The sequence below is a fragment of the Nonomuraea sp. K271 genome, assembly GCF_009908215.1.
Classification (GTDB): Bacteria; Actinomycetota; Actinomycetes; order Streptosporangiales; family Streptosporangiaceae; genus Nonomuraea; species Nonomuraea longispora.
On the sequence record NZ_JAAAHR010000121.1, the window covers coordinates 1 to 17,642 of the forward strand.

Sequence of the window (17,642 nt, forward strand, 5' to 3'; positions counted from 1 at the left end):
CCCAGGCTCCCCGCCCTCGGCCCCGCGACGGCCGGCACCGCCAGGACCGGCGTGGCCCGAGGGGGTGCCGTCCGGGGTGGTGGCGGGGGCCACGGGCACCCGCCGTTCGCGCAGCGGCGCGAGGACCGTGGCGTTCACGGCGACCACCGCGGCCGTCGTGGCGGCCGGCGTGCTGGTGTGGCAGTCGCTCCCGGCCCGGACCCCGGTCGACGCCGGCGTTTCGAGGTCGCCCGGGAACAGCCCCATGGTTGGACCATCCGGCGGCGGGAAGCCGTCCGGCAGGGTGTCCTCCAGCGGTGAGCCCACCGTCACCGGGTCCCCGAGCACGAGCACGGCGGGCGTGAACGAGAACCTGCACACCGCCGCCGGTGTACGCGCCATGATCACCAAGGTGAAGCCCGTCATCGGCGGAACCAAGGTAGTCAAGATGGTCTTGTATCCGGACTATGCCTCCGTCGACGTGCCCGTGAAGGACGACCCGGAGATCTACGACAGCTTCTCCTACCGCGACGGTGAGATCAGCAAGTCGACCATCGGCGGCAAGGTGCGCGGCCCCACGGTGGACCTGTCCAGGTACGACTGGGACGCCTTGCCCATACTGCTCAGAAAGGCGAACAAAGACCTCGGCGTGCCCAGACCCACCTCGAAACATGTGATCGTGGATCCCGACTACGGGTTCGACGGCATCCGGCAGGCGCTGCTCGTCTACGCGTCCGACGGGATCCGGTCCGGCTACCTGGTCGCCAACCCGAAGGGCAAGGTGCTCAGGATGTTCCCCGACGACTAGCCGAAAGCCGCCCGCTCGTGCCTGGCGTACCGGCCCCTGGTCATTGCGAGCAGGATGCGCGGCGGTGCCCCCGCGCACGCCAGCAGCCGGTTCCCCTCGTCCCGCGTGGCATGACGGAGCAGCCAGGGCTCCGTGAAGGTCAGTTGCCCGAACCGCCCGTTTGGCGATCTGCCGCTCCGCCCAGGCGTAGGCGTCGTAGGGCACGAATCTGAAGATGATCGGGAAGAGGTCCGGCTCCTCCTCCGCGATGTGCTCGTCCAGGAAGTCGGTCAGCTCGGCCAGGCGGCTCCGCAGCACGTGGCGCTCGCCCCGCAGCGCGGCGCGGCAGCGGTCGAGCACGGGGCCGAGCACCTGGTGGTCGTCGGTGTACGGGCTGAGATCCACGGCGTGGCCGGCCGTACGCTCGATGATCGGCCACAACAGGCCGTCCTCGTTGGCGTGGTGGTGGTGCACCTCGGTCAGGACCGAGGCGGCGTACGCGCGGACGGCCTCGTTCCTGCCGCCAGTGAGCGGGTCCGTCCCGCCCAGCACCTCGGTGATCCGCCGCAGGTCGGTGAGCATGGCACGGTGGATGACGTACATCGAGGTGAGGTCCGTTCGCGTTCCCCGTCGTGGCGGGGGGCGACTGCTGGGATTCGCACAGTGTTCATGCGGACAGCATGCGCGGGGGCACTTTTCGTCCTCTGGTCGCCGGCTTGTCGCCGGGTCAGCAGATGTCCCTGTAGCGGCTCTCCGGGATAAGACGGCTCCACTCCGCCCTGCTCAGCGGGCCGCCGGCCCTGGCGCACACCTCCTGCGCCGTGAGCGCGGGATCGACCGGCGTCTCGCGTACGGTGCCGTCGAGCGCCACCCCGCGCAGCCGCCTGCCGTCCTGGCTGAACGCCGGTCCGGCGGCCCAGGACCCGACCTCGCCGACCTCGCGCAGCGTGTTCACGTCCCAGAGCGACGTCCGGGCGGCGTCGATCGCCAGCAGGTCGCCCTTCGGCGAGAACCGCACTTCGTCCACCGGGGTGGTGCCGGTGCCGATCGTGCCGCGCGGGACGCGTTCGTACACGTCCCAGAGGAGCACCCGGCCGGCGTCCAGCCCGAACGCCAGCGTGCGGCCGTCGGGGGAGAAGGCGAGCGCGGTCGGCGTGGTCCTGGCGTTCGCCTGCGCCGCCAGGGCCAGCGGGGTGATCCTGCCGGTGCGGAGGTCGAGCAGGTTCGCGCCCGCCGCCAGCGTCGAGCCGTCGGGGCTGAAGGCCAGCGCCAGATCCGCCGCGCCCTCGTACACCTTGATCCGCCGCCCTTCGCGCACGTCCCAGGTCTCCAGGGCGCTGCCGCGGGCCGTGGCCAGCGTGCCGCCGTCGGGGGAGAGCGACACGGCGAGTACGTCGCCGCCCGCGTCGATCGAGGCCACCTGCCTCGCGCCGGCCACCTCCCACACGGTCACCGGGTCGCCCGTGACGGCGAGCAGCCGCCCGCCCGCGGCGAACGACACGTCGCCCGCGGCGGCGATCCGGCCGAGCGTCCTGCCCGCGACGGTGTCGGTGAGCTCGATCGTGTCGCCCACCTCCTTGGCCGCGAACCGGCCGTTGCCGCTGAAGGTGGCGGTGCGGCCCGTGTCGGAGGGGGCGGGCAGCCCGGCGACGTCCAGCGAGACGACCGAGCCGGTGCCGCTGAGGTAGCGCAGGGTGCGCCCGTCGGCGGAGAACGCCAGGCCGTGGCCGGGGTCCCTGAGCGGGTAGGAGCCGGTCACGCGGCGTTCGGCCACGTTCCAGACCCGCACCTCGCCGGCACCCGGCAGGGCCAGCAGGCGGCCGTCAGGACTGAACACGGGCGGCCCGTCCAGCGTGCCCTCCACGGTTCCCAGGGTCAGGGTGCCGGTCTTCGTGGGGGCCTGCCGCTCCTCCGCACGAAACGTCTCCGCGCCGTTCTCGGGGCTGGGGCTGGCGTCCGCACCGCCACGGTTCGCGCCGTCCTCGACCGGCGCCCCCACCTGCGAGAACCGCGGGTCCTCCCCGCCCGGCCGCTCCACGACACCAGGCCGCGGGTCCTCGCCGGCGTGGCGGGAGGCGTGCACGCCCGCAGGCGCCGCGCCGGTGGGATGGGCGCCGGAGCTCTCGGCGGACGGGGTGCCGTTCACGCCGGGAAGGGCCGCGACGGCCGGACCGGGCCCCTTCGCAGGCTGACCGATCGACGAGGGCCGGCCGGCCGGGTGCGGACCGCCGCCTCCGGAGAGGGCGCCGGTGGAAGGACGTGCGAGGCCGGCCGCCGGCGTCCTTCCGGCGGCGGGTGGGCTGCCGCCGGAGGGACGCGGTTTCCCGGCCGAGCCGGGTGGGTTCGCGGTGGCGGAGGGCGAGGAGGACGGGGCCGTGGTGGTGGTCAGAGGGCTGGGGAACTGCGAGCGCTGCGTACGGGCGGCCCCACGGTCGGCGGCGACGAGCGTGACCCCCTCGCGTCCCGCCACGGCCAGCGTGCTCCCGTCAGGGCTGAACGACAGGGCGGGCGCCGCCGCGTCCGGGCCGGTGAGCGGCTGGACCTCGATCGTCCCCGTACGGGCCTTCGGCGCCAGCTCCCACAGCTCGACCCGCCCGTCAAGCCGGGAGAACGCCGCCCTGGACCCGTCGCGGGCGAGCGCCACCGTGCGGTCGGTGACGTCGAAGACCACCTCCGAGCCCCGGTAGACGCGGGTCCTGCCGGCGCTGGTGATCGCGAACGTGGCGTCCGCAGACGGCGGCCGGCCGGTCACCACGTCGAAGGGCCGCCCACCCGCACCCTCCGCGTAGCGCCCGTCGTCGCTCAGCGCCACACTCCCCGGCGGCAGCCGGTAGGAGGCGGCCCATCGTCCGTTCGGCACGTCGAAGACGGTGACCGTGCCGGTGTCCCAGCGGATCAGTTCGTCCCCGTGCAGCAGGTAGCCGGCTCGCAGGTCGGCGGCCGGGTCGGTGAACACCCCCAGCTCCGGCTGGACGAGCGAGGCCTGCAGCGCGGCCCGCGCCTCGAAGACGGGCGACATCCGCCAGGCGGCCACGCTGAGCCGCATCGCCGTACGCGGGTCGGTCGACCGCATCGCCTCGGCCCTGGCGGCCACGGCCCGCGCGTCGGAGTCGAGGAGGCGGCCGCGCAGGTCGTTCTGGCCGTGGACGGACACGACGGACATCGTCACGGCTACGGCCAGCAGCACGCCCAGCGTGGCCATGGACGGGGTGAGGATTTTCCTGCGCTGTTTGGACAGGGCCACGCTGTCGTTGATGAAGTCGCGTTCGAGCTGGTTGAGCCGCAGGTGGCGGCGTTTGGTCGCGGCCCAGCCGAGCGCCGTGTCGAGTGCGTCGCCGCGCAGCAGCCGGCTCCTGCCGCGACGGTGCTCCGACCACTGCGTGGCGGCCATCCGGATCTGGCGGTGCACGTGCATGCTGTCGCGCTCGTCCGCCGCCCAGCCACGCAGCCTGGGCCAGGCGCGGTAGAGCGCGGCGCTGGCGGGGGCCACCCCGTCGTCGCTGAGGGCCACGAGCTTGCCCATGGACGTCTCGACCGGCGCCACCCGCACGCTCCGGCGCACCAGCAGGCCGGCGTCCATGAGCGGGCCGAGCACGTCGCCCTCGTCGTGCGGGTTGTCGCCGTCGAGCAGGCGCAGCAGCAGCCCGGGGACCTCCTCCTGCTGGCGGGGCGTGAGCGACTGGTAGACGTCCTCGGCGACCGCGCCGAGCGAGCGCGGGCGCGCGTGCCCTTGCGGCGGCCGCAGCGCGTCTCCGGCCGCGATCAGCAGCTCGGCCGCGACCGGCCGGTCGGCGGGATCCTTGGCGAGGGCGCGGCCGACCAGCCCGCGCAGAGGTTCGGGCAGGCCGCTCAGGTCGGGATCGCAGGTGAGCAGCCGGTGCATGATGCCACCCAGGCTCTCGCCGCGGAACGGGTCGCGCCCGGTGGCCGCGAACACCACCACCGCTCCCCACGCGAACACGTCGGCGGGCGCGCCCGCCTCCTGCCCGGTCAGAACTTCGGGGGCGAGGTACGTGTACGTCTCGCCCATCGGCCGCCAGGCGGGCAGGCCGAGCTCGATCACCTTGAGGCCGCCCGCGGCCAGCAGCACGCTCTCCGGGTTGATCCCCTGGTGGGTCAGCTTCTCCTCGTGCAGCGCGCCGAGCGCGGCCCCCAGCGAACCGGCCAGCGCGAGCAGCTCGTCGCCGTCGTACGGACCGTGCAGGGCGACGGCCTGCCGCAGGTCGGGCCCGTCGACGAACTCGCTCACCACGTAGGGGACGCCGCCGTCGACCCCGGCGTCGACCACCTCGGCCAGGTGGCGGCAGGTCACCCGCCCGAATCTGCGCCCGGTCTCGCCCCGCGACTCGGGCTCCGCCTCGCCACGCGGAACCGTGACGGCGAACCGCTGCCCGTCGTCGTCGTAGGCGTCGTAGGTGACGCCGCGCCCGCCCGCGCCGAGCCTGGCGGCCAGCCAGTAGCCGCCAAGCTTCTCGGGGTCACCTGGCACCAAGCGCATCGTCACTGATGCTTAGATGCACGACACCGTCCAATGGTTGTCCGAAATGACGCGACAGGTCCCCCGCGCGCCTCGGGGGACCCATGCGTCATGATCATTATGCCAGGCCTCCGCGCCGTACCTGCCATCCGGGGCGGAGCATCGCCATGATCACGCAGTCGTGCCATGCGCCGTCCCAGAGCAAGGAGTCACGTTTCACGCCCTCCTCCACGAAGCCGATCTTCTTGTAGACGTGTCGTGCCCGGTCGTTGAAAGCGTAGACCTCCAGCTCGATCCGGTGCAGCGGGGTCGTGCCGAAGGCGTGTCCGAGGACCAGCTCGATGGCCTCCGTGCCGTAGCCCCTGCCGAACACCCGGGAGCCGATCAGCGCGATGCGCAGGTTGCACGACAGGTTGGCGGGGTCGAGCGCGTTGAGGACCACCTCGCCCGCGTAACCGTCGCCGGTCATGATCGCCAGGTCGAGCCGGTCGGCGTGCTGAGCCCTGCTCGCGCACCACCGGCGGGCGCCCTCGAAGTCGAACTCGCCCTGCGAGCCTGTCAGCCGCCGTACCTCCGGGTCGCGAACCAGCTCGTACAGACCTTCCGCGTGCTCCGGGCCGACCGGGCGCAGCGTCACGCGCGAGCCCTCCAGCACGGGCTTCTCGGCGAACATCGTCCTGGCCTTCAGCCGCGATCACAGGTGGACGCACCCATGTCCCGCACCACAGCGTCGCGCACCTGCTCGGGGGTGAGTTCGCTCACGTCGCACACAGTGTCGGCCACCTCACGGAAATAGCCGCCGCGGCGGGCCCGCATGGCGGCGGGGTCGAAGTCGGGACGATGATCGCTCGAACGCATCCGCTCGGCCAGCACCTTGTCGGGGGCGTCGACCCAGACCACGAACGCGGCCCGCATCGCCGCTCGTACCTCGGGGTCCTCGACCGTGCTCGCCGCCGCCGCGATCACCTTGGGGGGACCGGCCAGTTCGAGCAGCACGTGCTCGGCCTCGTAGAGGTGCAGCGTGGCCGCGCCCTCGCGGGCGGCGATCTGCGCGGCGGTGCCGCCGTACCTCGCCTTGAGGAACGGGTCGCTGTCGCTGAACTCCAGCCCCAGCGCCTCGCCGATCAGACGGCCCGCCGTCGTCTTGCCCGATCCCATGAGCCCGATCACCACGACTGGTTTGTTTTTCGACATGTGGATAGAGGTCCTTCGTGTCAAGGAGGTAAATCAGATGACCATCGCCGGAAGCATCATCCTCATCATGCTCGGTGCGATCCTCACCTGGGCCGTCGAGTTCGACCTCGCCGGCCTCGACATCAACGTAGTGGGTCTGGTCCTCATGCTCGGAGGCCTGGTCGGACTCGGGTTCGGCATCTACCGGATCAGCGTCACCCGCCGGGCGGTCGGCCCCATCGACGAGCCGGTCCACCGTCACGAGATCTACGAGGAGCCCGAGCCCAGACGGACCACCGTGTACGAGGAACGACGTCACTACGACGAACCACCGCTGTAGGAGGTGAAGCGAAATGCCAGCAGTCGAAGAACTGCCGTCCACCATCAGGCGCTCGCCGAAGAAGGCACAGAACACGTGGATCAAGGCGCACGACTCTGCAGTGCAGGAGTACGGCGAGGGGCGACGCGCCCACATGACGGCGTTCGCGGCGCTGAAGCACTCTTTCGAGAAGGTCGGCGACCACTGGGAGCCGAAGTCGAAGAAGGGTCCTTCCGACAAGGGCGCCAAGGACCGGTCCGGCAGGACGGCCGAGGGCGTCGACGCCAACGCCAGCAAGGAACACCTGCAGAGCGTGGCCGCCAAGCTGGGCGTGCGCGGCCGGTCGAAGATGACCAAGCAGGAGCTGGTGACGGCGATCAAGAAGGCCAACAGAAGGTCCACGGCGAAGGCGCGCTGACCAGCGCGCCGGCCGGAGGCGGCCGGCTCGTCACGAGGTCGGCGGGAGAGCGAGGCGGCACGGCGCCGCCCTCTCGACCGCCGGCCTTTTCACGTCCCCGCCCTGATACCTCGGCCACCCTGCGCCGCCGGACCGCCTCATCCGGCCTGCCGCCTCGGCCCGCCCGATCTCCTTGACCCGGCCCGAACGCTCGACGCGCTCGGACACATCGGCGTGCCCGAGCGCTTCCGGCGTGAACGGGTCAGAGCAGTCGCTTGACGGCCGCCACGATCGCGTGGCGGTCGATGCCGGCGTCGGCGAGCTGCTCCTCCGGCTTGGCCGACCCCGGCAGCTCCGTCACGGCCAGCTTCACCACGCGCGGCCCGAGCTCGCTCACGGCGTCCAGCACCGCGTCACCGAGCCCGCCTTCGAGCCGGTGGTCCTCCACTGTGATGAGGTTGCCCGTGGTGGTGGCCGCCTCCGCCAGCGCCGCCGAGTCGACCGGCTTGACCGAGTAGAGATCGATCACCCCCACGGGCAGCCCGGCCGCCTCCAGCTCGCCGGCCGCCGCCAGCGCCTCGTGCACGGTCACCCCCGCGGCCACGATCGTGGCCCGGTCGCTGCTCGACTGCCGCAGCACCCGCGACCCGCCGACGGGGAACCGTTCGCCCGGCGGGTAGATCACCGGTGTGGTCCCACGCGTGGTCCGCAGGTAGGACACGCCTTCGACGTCGGCCATCTCGGTGATCAGCGCGGCGGTCTGGTTGGCGTCGCACGGGTACAGCACGGTGCTGCCGTACAGGGCCCGCATCATGGCCAGGTCCTCCAGCCCCATCTGCGACGGGCCGTCCTCGCCGATCGACACCCCGGCGTGGGACCCGACCAGCCGGATCGAGGCCCGGCTGACGCCGGCCATCCTGATGAAGTCGTGCGCCCTGGTCAGGAACGCCGCGAACGTGGCGGCGTACGGTGTCCACCCGCGGATCTGCATCCCGACGGCGGCGGCGACGAGCTGCTGCTCGGCGATGTACATCTCGAAGAAGCGCTCGGGGAAGCGCTGCGCGAACGCCTCGGTCTTGGTCGAGTCGGCCACCTCGCCGTCCAGCGCCACCACCTCGCCGCAGGCCGCGCCGAGCGCCGCCAGCGCCTCCCCGTACGCCGCCCGCGTCGCGACCTGCTCTCCCACCTCGTACGCGGGCAGCTCCAGCGGTCCTCCGCCGAACCGGTACGGCTCGGCGGCCCCGTGGGGTTCGTGCACGGTGACGCGTACGTCCCGCGGCCCGCCCAGCTCGTCGACGGCCTTGTCGGCGTCCTTGATGGGTTTGCCGTGGGCGCCTTCGCGGTTCTCGACCTCCAGCACGCCTTCGCCCTTGCGGGTCTTGGCCAGGATGACGGTGGGGCGCCTGCGGGTCTTGCAGGCGTCCTGCAGCGCGTAGTCGATCTCCCCGGGGTCGTGCCCGTCGATCTCGATCGTGTGCCAGCCGAACGCGGCGAAGCGGCGGGCGTACGCGCCCGTGTCCCATCCGTGCCGGGTGGGCCCTCGCTGACCGAGCCTGTTGACGTCCACGATCGCGGTCAGGTTGGCCAGGCCCTCGCCGCCCGCGTGCTCGGCGGCCTCCCAGATGGAGCCTTCGGCCAGTTCGCTGTCGCCGCAGAGCACCCACACCCGGTACGGCATCCGTTCCAGTCGCCCGGCCATCGCCACCCCGACCCCCACCGGCAGTCCCTGCCCGAGTGAGCCGGTGGCCACGTCGACCCAGGGCAGCCGCGGCGTCGGGTGCCCTTCCAGCCGGCTGCCGCGCTTCCTGAAGGTCAGGAGTTCCTCGTCATCGATGACACCGGCCGCCTTGTACAGGGAGTACAGCAGGGGAGAGGCATGCCCCTTGGACAGGATCACGTGGTCGTTGGCGGGGTTGTCCGGCTGGTGAAAGTCGTAGCGGAGGTGCCTGGCGAACAGCACGGCCATCAGGTCGGCCGCGGACATGGACGACGTGGGATGGCCAGAGCCGGCAGCGGCGGCGGCGCGGACGGAGTCGACGCGCAGCTGCGTGGCCAGCTCGGCGAGGTACTGCAGATCGGGTTCGGGCATCATGACCTCCTGGAGAGTTCCGGCCCGGCCACCCCCGCCCCGCCTGACGCGGGATGCCGGGTGGCGCCGGGCGCCGTCGAGGGTGGTCAGCGCCGCAGGCGCCGGCCGAGGGCGGCGAGGGCGGCGGCGGCCGTGCCCGCGCCCAGCGTGAGCAGGACCGGGCGGCGGTGCCGGGAGAGCCAGACCTGCGGGCTGTGCGCGTGCGAGCGCTGGTCGAAGGTGCCGTGGGCGCCGTAGTCCGTCGCCTCGTCGGCCGGGTCCCAGAGGTTGGACACGCCGCTGGGCGACTTCTCGTCGGTCTGCTGCGAGCTCACTCCCGTCCGCGCGAGGTAGCGGTCCACCAGGGCGGGGGCCACGCGCTGGGCCAGCAGGGTGGCCACGGTGCTCGTCCCGACCCAGTACTCCTTGCGCTCGGGGTGCTCGGCGGCGTACACGATCGCCCGCGCCGCGACCTCGGGCTGGTAGATCGGGGGGACGGGCTGTGGGTGGCGGCGCAGTTTGGACAGCACCCACTCGAACTGCGGGGTGTTGACGGCGGGCAGTTGGACGAGCGTCACCTGGATGCCGCTCCCGTCCGCCAGCAGCTCTGTTCGGACCGACTCGGTGAAGCCCTTGATCGCGTGTTTCGCGCCGCAGTAGGCGGACTGCAGGGGGATGCCGCGGTAGGAGAGCGCCGAGCCGGTCTGGACGATGGCGCCGGTGCCGCGCGGCCGCATCAGGTCGAGGGCGACCTTGGTGCCCCAGACGTAGCCCAGGTAGGTGACGGCGGTGGTGCGGGTGAACTCCTCCGGGCTGATGTCCTGAAATTTCGCGAAGACGGAGGAAAAGGCGGTGTTGATCCACACCGAGATCGGCCCCAGCTCCGCCTCGATCCGCTCGGCGGCCTTGCGCACCTCGTCATATTCGGCCACGTCCGCCTCGTAGACCTGCCCGCTGCCTCCTTCGACGCCCACGTCGACCGCGGCCGCGCCCAGCCCGGTCGTGCCCCTGGCGATCAGGGCCACCATGGCCCCCTGCCGCCCGAGCTCGCGGACGACCGCGCGCCCGACTCCGCCGCTCGCGCCCGTCACCACCACCACTCGCCCGCTCAGTGGTCCCATGTCGAGATCAGCCCGCCTCTCCGTCGCTGCGCTGCTTCTGACGGCGTACGGCCAGCGTGATGTCGATCACCGTGAGCACCGCCAGTCCGGCGGCGATGCCCGTCATGACAGGGGCGCCCCCGATGAGTCCCAGCACCGCGATCGCGAACAGGAACACCAGCAGGAACGAGCCCACCCTGATGTGCACCACGTCGCGCGGGGTCGCGGGCACCATCGCATGGCCCCTGCGTGACTTCTCCTCGTGCCACTCTCCGTGTTCAGACATGCCGCTCACCTGCCCGTGCCGTTTGCGGCGTAACGTCATGGGTAGCCGTGCCCGGTGCCCGAGCCTGACCTGAGTGTGCGCCGGCGACCCCGTGCCGGCGGTCCCGACCTGCGGCCCAGCGACCAGAACGAGCCGGGCATCGTACGACGGCGGTGCGGCAGGGGCTTCACCTACGTCGGCCCGGACGGGCAACGGGTGCGCGACCCCGCCACGGTGGAGCGGATCAAGGCGCTGGCGATCCCGCCGGCCTGGAGCGACGTGTGGATCTGCGCCTCGGCCGACGGGCACCTTCAGGCGGTGGGTACGGACTCCGCCGGGCGCAGGCAGTACCGCTACCACGACGTGTGGCGCGAGCAGCAGGACCGGGAGAAGTTCGACCGGGTGCTGGAGGTGGCCGAGCGGCTGCCCGCGTTCAGGAAGGCGGTCGACGACCAGCTCAGGGGCCGCGGCCTGACCCGGCAGCGGGTGCTGGCGGCCGCGGCACGCCTGCTCGACATCGGCTTCTTCCGCATCGGCGGCGAGAGCTACGACACCTACGGGCTGGCCACGCTCCGGATGGAGCACGTCACCTGCTCGCGCGGCCTCGTCGTCTGCTCCTACCCGGCCAAGGGCGACATCGACCGGGAGGTCGAGCTGGCCGACCCCGGGGCGTGCAAGGTGCTCAGGGCGCTCAAGGCGCTGGGTGAGGAGGGCGAGCTGCTGCGTTACCGGCGCGCGGGCGGCTGGAGCGACATCAGGAGCGAGGACATCAACGACTACCTCCGGGAGATCATCGGGTACGAGGTCACGGCCAAGGACTTCCGCACCTGGCACGCCACGGTGCTCGCGGCCGTGGGGCTCGCGGTGTCCAGGCCCGCCGGCTCGGAGGGGCGTACGAAGAAGCAGAAGGCGATCGTGCGCGTGATGCGCGAGGTCGCCGAATATCTGGGCAACACCCCGACCGTGGCGCGGGCCTCGTACGTGGATCCGCGGGTGGTGGAGGCGTACGAACGGGACAGGACCATCGCGGCGGTGCTGACCGAGCTCGGGGCGGACGCCGACTACGGACAGCTCGCCACGGCGGGTCCAGTGGAACGGGCGGTTATAGACCTTATTCGTGCCGTTTGACGGGTTTATACCCGGGCATGCGGCCTCAGAAAAGGAGGCGAGCGATGGAAGCTCCGCAGTACGTCGCGGCCCGCGTCCAGCAGGCGCTGGCCGAGGACGGGCGCACCAACGAGCTGGGCATCCGCGTCGACATCAGAGGCGACCAGCTGTTCCTGCGCGGTCAGGTGAGCGAGGTCGAGCAGCGTACGCGGCTCGGCCAGGTGGCGCACGAGACCGCCCCGGAGCTCCGCCTGCACAACGAGATCAATGTCGTGGACGCCACCGAGCCAGGGGAGGATGAGCATCTTGACTGACCTGCGCATCGCCGCAGTGGGCGACATTCACCTGGGAGAGGACGGCAGGGGCCACTACCGGCGCAAACTGCAGGGCATCGAGGAACGCGCCGACGTGTTCATGCTCGCGGGCGACCTCACCAGGCACGGCACACTGGAGGAGGGCAAGGTCGTGGCCGACGAGCTGCGCGACCTGCCGATCCCCGCTGTGGCGGTGCTCGGCAACCACGACTACCACTCCGACATGGAGCACGAGATCGCGGAGGAGCTCCGCGACGCCGGGGTGATCGTGCTCGACGACGACGGCGTGGTGCTCCAGTGCGGTGACACGAAGCTGGGAGTCGTCGGCGGGAAGGGCTTCGGCGGTGGGTTCGCCGGCAAGTGCGCCAGCGAGTTCGGCGAGCGCGAGATCAAGAACTTCGTCGCCCACACCCGCTCCATCGCCGAGGCCTGGAAACTAGCGCTGAAGGAGATCGTGGCCGACGAGCGCGTGGTGTTGTCGCACTACTCGCCCATCAAGGAGACGCTCGAGGGCGAGCCGGCGGAGATCTACCCGTTCCTCGGCAGCTATCTCCTGGCGGAGGCCGTCGACACGGCGGGCGCGGACCTGATCCTCCACGGGCACGCCCACAAAGGCAGCCCGAAGGGCATGACGCCGGGCGGCATCCGGGTGCGCAACGTCGCCCTGCCGGTGCTCGGCCGGGCGTACGGCGTTTACTGCCTCGACTGCGAGAACGGGTCCTGAGATACGTCGAAGGCCACCGCCCATCCCCCGGGCGGTGGCCTTTGTCGTTGTCATTCACTGCGTTATTCCGGCAAGTCAGGAGGACCGCTGGACCGTTCTCGGGGAGCGGCCCAGCGGGTCGAGCGGGGAGCCATCGGGGTGGCCCCCCTAGACATTGAAGATGCTGACCCCGCCGGGCCCGACCAGGAAACCGAGCACGATGAGCACGATTCCCCAGAGGAGGTCGCGCCGGGCCAGAATCACGTAGATTCCGGAGATGACGAGAATTACCGCGATGATCCAGAGCAAAGTAGCCATGACTCCGCCTCTGCCCTGAGGGGTGGCCGCTTAACATCTTTTTCCGCTCGGAAGCGAGCGGGGGGAATCTATGGCATTCCGTTATCGCAACCAGACATCCAGGGCATCAGGACGCCGACTTCATCAGCTTCGCGTAGGCCAGCTGCAGCCAGTCGGAGATCGCCACCGCGGTCATCGTGGCTCCCACGAGCCGGGTGACCTTGGGCGAGAGCACCAGCCCGGCGGCGTACGCGGTGGCCACCCACTGCGACAGGCAGAACGGGCAGGCGAGCAGCTCGCCCATCGGGCCGCGGGGCTTCTCCTGCACCTCGGCGGGCCCGCCCCCGCCCTTGTAGCGGGTGAACGGCGCTCGGAGCGGGCTGGTGACGGGGTCCTTCGCCAGGCGCCGCGACACCTTGTGCGTGCAGGCGGCCATGAGCAGCACGTCCATCGCCGCCACGCGCTCGGGAGCCCTCCGCCCCGCCAGGGCCGCCACGGTGGCCGCCACCGCCACCGTGCCGCCGTACGCGCCGAGGATGCCGAGGTAACCGCCGAGCGGACGGTCGTGGTCGCCGCCATAGGCCTGTTCGGTCTTCTCGAGGATTTCGGTCATAACTTCTCGCGCTACCCGCAGGTCCAGGCCCTACTCGCAGCGGGCCTTATAGCACAACGCCTACCGGCCGATCGTGTGGGTAGCCCGGAACCATGAGCAGCCACGGTCACGCTGTCACCGACGCGATCCTCGACACGCTCAAGCGCGCCAGCTCGGGGCTGAAGGACGCCGGAGTGAAGTTCGCGCTGGCCGGCGGGTGCGCGGCCTACGCGAGAGGCGCCGCGCCGTCGCTGCACGACGTGGATTTCGTGGTCACCGAGCACGACGTGCCCGCCGCACTGGAGGCGCTGCGCGGGCTGGGCTTCCAGACGGCCAAACCGCCGGAGGACTGGCTGGTGAAGGCGTACGACGAGGGCCGCCTGGTGGACCTGATCTTCCGGGTGTCGGACCTGGCGATCACCGACGAACTGCTCGACAGGGCCGAGCCGCTGAAGGCGTCGGCGGTGATCGTTCCCGTGCTGGAGGCCACGGACCTGGTGATCTCGTGGCTGCTGCCGCTGTCGGAGCACGCCTGCGACTACGGAGCGCTGCTGTCACAGGTGCGGGCGATGCGCGAGCAGGTCGACTGGCCGAGGGTGGCGGCCGTGGTGGAGGACTCGCCGTACGCGACGACGTTCCTCACCCTGCTGGAGCGGCTGGGTGTGCTGGAAGGGCCGGTCGTGCCGTCGGGCGACCCCAAGTGGCCGTGACCGGCGCCGGCGCTCAGCCGCGCCGGGTGGCGGCGGTGACCCGCTTGAGGATGCGGTCCCACTCCGTGCCGAACGGGTTGTCCTGCACGAGGTAGGTCCACGTCGCCGTGGGCCGGCGCAGATCCGGCTCGGGTGCCTCGAAGGACTCCAGCGAGCGCCGCTCCACCTCGGCCAGCAGCGATTTGTACTCCGCCACCGCCTCTCTCTGGAACTCGTCGACCGGGCTCATCCGCCCCAGCGCCCGCAGGTGGATGCCCTCGCGCAGGTCGGTCAGGAAGGCCAGGTGCTCGGTCCAGCAGCGGTCGATGGCGTGCAGGACGATCTGGCGGGCCGTCTCGTCGCGGGTGTCCTCGGGCAGCGACTCCCAGCGCTCCTGGTCGGCCTTGGCCAGTGCCTCGGAGGCGGCGTCGCCGTGCAGGACCTTGTCGCGCCACTCCAGGATGAGCTCGCGCTGGCGCTCCAGCAGGCGCGTGTAGCGCCACGTGTTGCGGTGGATCTCCAGGTTGACGCCCTCGGCGACGCGCTGGGCGTGGCCGACGAGGTAGGCCCCGCGCCGGTGGCGGACGAGGCCGTCGGAATCGGCCGCAGGCGGCCGCTCGTCGGGGATGAACTGGGTGATCAGGTCGTCCTGCATGCTGACGAAGAAGACCGAGCCGCCCGGGTCGCCCTGGCGGCCCGCCCGGCCGCGCAACTGGTCGTCGAGCCGGCTGCTGGCGTGCCGGCCGGAGCCGATCACGTAGAGGCCGCCCAGCTCGGACACGCCCTCGCCGAGGCGGATGTCGGTGCCGCGGCCGGCCATCTGCGTGGAGACCGTGATGGCGTCGCGCTCGCCCGCCCTGGCGATGATCGCCGCCTCTTCGGCGTCGTTCTTGGCGTTGAGCACCACCGGCTCCAGCCCGCGGCGCTGGAGGAGCTTGGCGAGGTTCTCCGACTCGGCCACGTCGAGCGTGCCGATGAGGATGGGCCGGCCGGTGGCGTGCGCCTCCTGGATCTCCTCGACCAGGGCGGCGTCCTTGTCGGGCACGGTCGGGTAGATGCGGTCGGGCTCGTCGACCCGGACACACGGCCGGTTGGGCGGGATCACCGCCACCTTGAGGTCGTAGAACTCGCCGAGCTGCTCGCTGACGGCCACGGCCGTGCCGGTCATGCCGGAGATCTGCGGATAGCGGCGGATCAGGCCCTGCACGGTGATCGAGTCGAGGATCTCGCCCTTCTCGCTCGGCGGCAGCGCCTCCTTGGCCTCCACGGCCGCCTGCAGTCCGTCGGGCCAGCGCTGGAGCAGCGCGACCCGGCCGCGCGAGGGGTTGATGAGCTGCACCTTGCCGTCGCGCACGATGTAGTCGACGTCGCGGGCGAGCAGGGCGTGGGCGTGCAGGGCGAGGTTGAGCTCGATGAGCGTGCCCGGCTCGTGCTCGTCGTAGAGCTCGACGCCCAGGAGGTTTTCCACGCTGTCGGCGCCCTTGGGCGTCAGGTAGACGTTGCGCGCCTGCTCGTCGATCTCGTAGTGGTAGCCGCGTACGAGCTGCCTGACCAGCGCCGCCATCTCCGGCACCGCGTTGCCCGGGTCGGCCGCGCCGGCCATGACCAGCGGCACCCGGGCCTCGTCGACGAGCACGGAGTCGGCCTCGTCGACGAGCGCCACCTCGGGCGCGGGCACGATCAGCTCGGCGGCGTCGGTGCGCAGCCGGTCGCGCAGCACGTCGAACCCGATCTCGCTGACCGGGCCGTAGGTGACGTCCTTCGCGTACGCCTCCCGCCGCTCCTCATGCGTGGAGTTCTGGCCGATCCAGCCGACGCTGACGCCGAGCGAGGCGTAGAACGGCCCCATCCACTCGGCGTCGCGCCGGGCGAGGTAGTCGTTCACGGAGATCACGTGGACGCGCTTGCCCTGCAGCGCGTAGCCGGCGGCGGCCATGGCGCCGGAGAGCGTCTTGCCCTCGCCGGTCGCCATCTCCGCGACCTTGCCGTCGAGCAGGGCGAGCGTGCCCAGCAACTGCACGTCGTACGGGCGCAGCCCCAGCGTGCGGTCCGCGGCCTCGCGCACGATGGCGCAGAACCCGGCCAGATCGTCCATCTCCGGTCTGGGCAGCTCGTCGAGCTCGCCGACCTTGGCGGCACGCGCTCCGGCGGCCTTGACGATCTTCTGGTAGGGGACCAGAGGAACTCCGCCTGGGCGGTCCAGCAGGTTCCTCAGCATTCCCGTTATTGACGCCACAGTTCCTCCAACGCACGCTTCGCCGAGACCGTTCCCTCGGCCAAGGGGTGGGAGCGGAGCGACGATACGGCAAGCGCCGCCGTACCGGACCTTAACCCATCCGGCCGCCTGTGCCGTCACAACGCTCCCGGCCGAGTCACCCCGCGTCGGCCCGGACGGCGAGCACGGTCACGGCGGCCAGCAGCAGCGCGCAGCCGGTCCAGGCGAGCGGCGTGAGTCGTTCGCCGAACAGTGCCACGCCGAGCAGCGCCGCGCCCACGGCTTCGCCGAGCGAGATGATGGCGACCGTGGTGGCCCGCAGCACGGTCAGCGCCACGAAGTACAGCCCGTACGCCAGCGCCGTCGGCACCGCGCCGAGGTAGACGAGCAGGGCCAGCGACGGCCAGCTCAGCTCCGGCACCACGCCGTCCGCCAGGGCGAACGGGGCCAGGCACACCGCGGCCACGGCGAACCCGCCGATGGCCGTGGTCCGCGGGTCGCGGTCCTTGTGCCGCCGCGACACCAGCGTCACCCCGGCGTACCCGGTGGCGGAGGCCAGCGCGAAGGCGACGCCGAGCACCGGGGAGACCGCTGGGGTGGCCGAGGTGGCCAGCGCCGGCTCCACCGTGAGCAGGACGAGCCCGGCCAGCGCGGCGGCCAGCGCGAGGAGCGCGCCGCGGGTGAGCCGTTCGCGCAGGAAGAGCCGGCTGCCCACGGCCGTGAGGACGGGCGTCGCGCCCATCGTCACCACGGTCGCGACGGCCACGCCCGAGTGGGCGATCGCGGCGAAGTAGGCGGTCTGGTAGACGGCCATGCCGGCCCCGACCGGCAGCACGCGCCAGTCGAGGTGGTCGGCGAGGACGAGACGGCGGACGATCAGCAACAGGAACGCGGCGCCGAGGAGGTGACGCCACAGCGACACGCCGACGGGGCCGAACTGGCCGGTCTGGAAGAGCAGGGAGCCGGCGGCGCCGCCGGTGCCCCAGGCGGTCGCGGCCATGGACACGTAGAAGGCGCCCCGCCGCGCGGAGACATGGGTCATGACAGATTGCTCCGGATGGAGTGGTGGAAAAGGGCCCGGTGTGCGGGCAGCGACCACCCACGGATCCGTCAGACCCGGGAAAGTGTCGGAGAGCCGCCCGCTTAGCGGGCGGGCGGGG

General features: G+C 71.8%; 18 protein-coding genes and 1 pseudogene. 7 read left to right on the forward strand and 12 right to left on the reverse strand.

The genetic code is table 11. The features are described from left to right. Nucleotides 1-426: hypothetical protein (locus tag GUY59_RS49190; protein ID WP_236667721.1), on the reverse strand; the 426-nt coding region annotated here is incomplete at its 3' end. A 1-nt stretch (nucleotide 427) separates the two neighbouring features. Between GUY59_RS49190 and GUY59_RS49195 the strand changes: the two genes are divergently transcribed. Then, entirely contained in the window at nucleotides 428-787 is a 360-nt protein-coding gene (locus GUY59_RS49195) for a hypothetical protein (RefSeq protein ID WP_236667722.1), read from the forward strand. Nucleotides 788-1,015: 228 nt separating this feature from the next. Here GUY59_RS49195 and GUY59_RS51495 read toward each other — a convergent pair. From GUY59_RS51495 to GUY59_RS32460, 4 genes and pseudogenes are all read right to left on the reverse strand, one after another. Next, a pseudogene (locus tag GUY59_RS51495) lies at nucleotides 1,016-1,369 on the reverse strand (hemerythrin domain-containing protein); the annotation flags it as partial. 124 nt (nucleotides 1,370-1,493) lie between these two features. Next, nucleotides 1,494-5,264 carry a protein kinase domain-containing protein gene (locus GUY59_RS32450; protein WP_138204109.1) on the reverse strand — a complete coding sequence of 1,257 codons (3,771 nt, stop codon included), beginning with the start codon at nucleotides 5,262-5,264 and terminating at the stop codon, nucleotides 1,494-1,496. Between the two features lie 97 nt (nucleotides 5,265-5,361). Continuing rightward, nucleotides 5,362-5,916: a GNAT family N-acetyltransferase gene (locus tag GUY59_RS32455; RefSeq protein ID WP_132333373.1), complete on the reverse strand. Its 555-nt coding sequence runs from the start codon at nucleotides 5,914-5,916 to the stop codon at nucleotides 5,362-5,364. Nucleotides 5,917-5,927: 11 nt separating this feature from the next. Continuing rightward, nucleotides 5,928-6,437, reverse strand: a complete 510-nt coding sequence (locus GUY59_RS32460) for a shikimate kinase (protein WP_201761608.1) — start codon at nucleotides 6,435-6,437, stop codon at nucleotides 5,928-5,930. Nucleotides 6,438-6,474: 37 nt separating this feature from the next. On the opposite strand from GUY59_RS32460, the gene GUY59_RS32465 reads away from it, so the two are divergent. Continuing rightward, nucleotides 6,475-6,756: a hypothetical protein gene (locus tag GUY59_RS32465; protein ID WP_132333372.1), complete on the forward strand. Its 282-nt coding sequence runs from the start codon at nucleotides 6,475-6,477 to the stop codon at nucleotides 6,754-6,756. 13 nt (nucleotides 6,757-6,769) lie between these two features. After that, nucleotides 6,770-7,153 carry a ChaB family protein gene (locus tag GUY59_RS32470; RefSeq protein ID WP_132333371.1) on the forward strand — a complete coding sequence of 128 codons (384 nt, stop codon included), beginning with the start codon at nucleotides 6,770-6,772 and terminating at the stop codon, nucleotides 7,151-7,153. A 241-nt stretch (nucleotides 7,154-7,394) separates the two neighbouring features. Here GUY59_RS32470 and GUY59_RS32475 read toward each other — a convergent pair whose 3' ends face one another. The 3 genes from GUY59_RS32475 to GUY59_RS32485 form a co-directional block, all read right to left on the reverse strand. Then, complete coding sequence (locus GUY59_RS32475) at nucleotides 7,395-9,221, reverse strand: transketolase (protein WP_138204111.1); 1,827 nt, start codon at nucleotides 9,219-9,221, stop codon at nucleotides 7,395-7,397. A gap of 86 nt (nucleotides 9,222-9,307) precedes the next feature. Then, on the reverse strand, nucleotides 9,308-10,321 hold the full coding sequence (locus tag GUY59_RS32480) for an SDR family oxidoreductase (RefSeq protein ID WP_138204114.1): 1,014 nt from the start codon (nucleotides 10,319-10,321) through the stop codon (nucleotides 9,308-9,310). Between the two features lie 7 nt (nucleotides 10,322-10,328). After that, the gene (locus GUY59_RS32485) at nucleotides 10,329-10,586 is read right to left on the reverse strand and encodes a hypothetical protein (protein WP_138204116.1); all 258 of its coding nucleotides are present in this window, start codon (nucleotides 10,584-10,586) and stop codon (nucleotides 10,329-10,331) included. Between the two features lie 54 nt (nucleotides 10,587-10,640). Between GUY59_RS32485 and GUY59_RS32490 the strand changes: the two genes are divergently transcribed. The 3 genes from GUY59_RS32490 to GUY59_RS32500 are packed head-to-tail and all read left to right on the forward strand — an operon-like array spanning nucleotide 10,641 to nucleotide 12,710. Beyond that, nucleotides 10,641-11,693, forward strand: a complete 1,053-nt coding sequence (locus GUY59_RS32490; protein WP_252375095.1) for a DNA topoisomerase IB — start codon at nucleotides 10,641-10,643, stop codon at nucleotides 11,691-11,693. A gap of 44 nt (nucleotides 11,694-11,737) precedes the next feature. Beyond that, the gene (locus tag GUY59_RS47770; protein WP_165959641.1) at nucleotides 11,738-11,986 is read left to right on the forward strand and encodes a BON domain-containing protein; all 249 of its coding nucleotides are present in this window, start codon (nucleotides 11,738-11,740) and stop codon (nucleotides 11,984-11,986) included. Beyond that, nucleotides 11,970-12,710 carry a metallophosphoesterase family protein gene (locus tag GUY59_RS32500; RefSeq protein ID WP_138204118.1) on the forward strand — a complete coding sequence of 247 codons (741 nt, stop codon included), beginning with the start codon at nucleotides 11,970-11,972 and terminating at the stop codon, nucleotides 12,708-12,710. The genes GUY59_RS47770 and GUY59_RS32500 overlap by 17 nt, the downstream gene beginning before the upstream one ends. A gap of 147 nt (nucleotides 12,711-12,857) precedes the next feature. Here GUY59_RS32500 and GUY59_RS47775 read toward each other — a convergent pair whose 3' ends face one another. Both GUY59_RS47775 and GUY59_RS32505 read right to left on the reverse strand, forming a co-directional pair. Continuing rightward, nucleotides 12,858-13,007, reverse strand: coding sequence for a GPGG-motif small membrane protein (locus tag GUY59_RS47775; protein ID WP_165959640.1), 150 nt, complete (start codon nucleotides 13,005-13,007; stop codon nucleotides 12,858-12,860). 106 nt (nucleotides 13,008-13,113) lie between these two features. Then, nucleotides 13,114-13,599 carry a DUF1360 domain-containing protein gene (locus GUY59_RS32505; RefSeq protein ID WP_138204120.1) on the reverse strand — a complete coding sequence of 162 codons (486 nt, stop codon included), beginning with the start codon at nucleotides 13,597-13,599 and terminating at the stop codon, nucleotides 13,114-13,116. A 92-nt stretch (nucleotides 13,600-13,691) separates the two neighbouring features. Here GUY59_RS32505 and GUY59_RS32510 point away from each other — a divergent pair, with 92 nt between their 5' ends. Then, nucleotides 13,692-14,288 carry a nucleotidyltransferase gene (locus GUY59_RS32510; protein ID WP_138204122.1) on the forward strand — a complete coding sequence of 199 codons (597 nt, stop codon included), beginning with the start codon at nucleotides 13,692-13,694 and terminating at the stop codon, nucleotides 14,286-14,288. A 13-nt stretch (nucleotides 14,289-14,301) separates the two neighbouring features. Here GUY59_RS32510 and secA2 read toward each other — a convergent pair whose 3' ends face one another. Then, nucleotides 14,302-16,485, reverse strand: a complete 2,184-nt coding sequence (gene secA2 / locus GUY59_RS32515) for an accessory Sec system translocase SecA2 (protein WP_138204124.1) — start codon at nucleotides 16,483-16,485, stop codon at nucleotides 14,302-14,304. 154 nt (nucleotides 16,486-16,639) lie between these two features. Further along, nucleotides 16,640-17,524 (reverse strand): DMT family transporter, encoded by an 885-nt coding sequence (locus tag GUY59_RS32520; protein ID WP_138204126.1) that lies wholly within the window; start codon nucleotides 17,522-17,524, stop codon nucleotides 16,640-16,642. Between the last annotated feature and the right edge of the window lie 118 nt (nucleotides 17,525-17,642).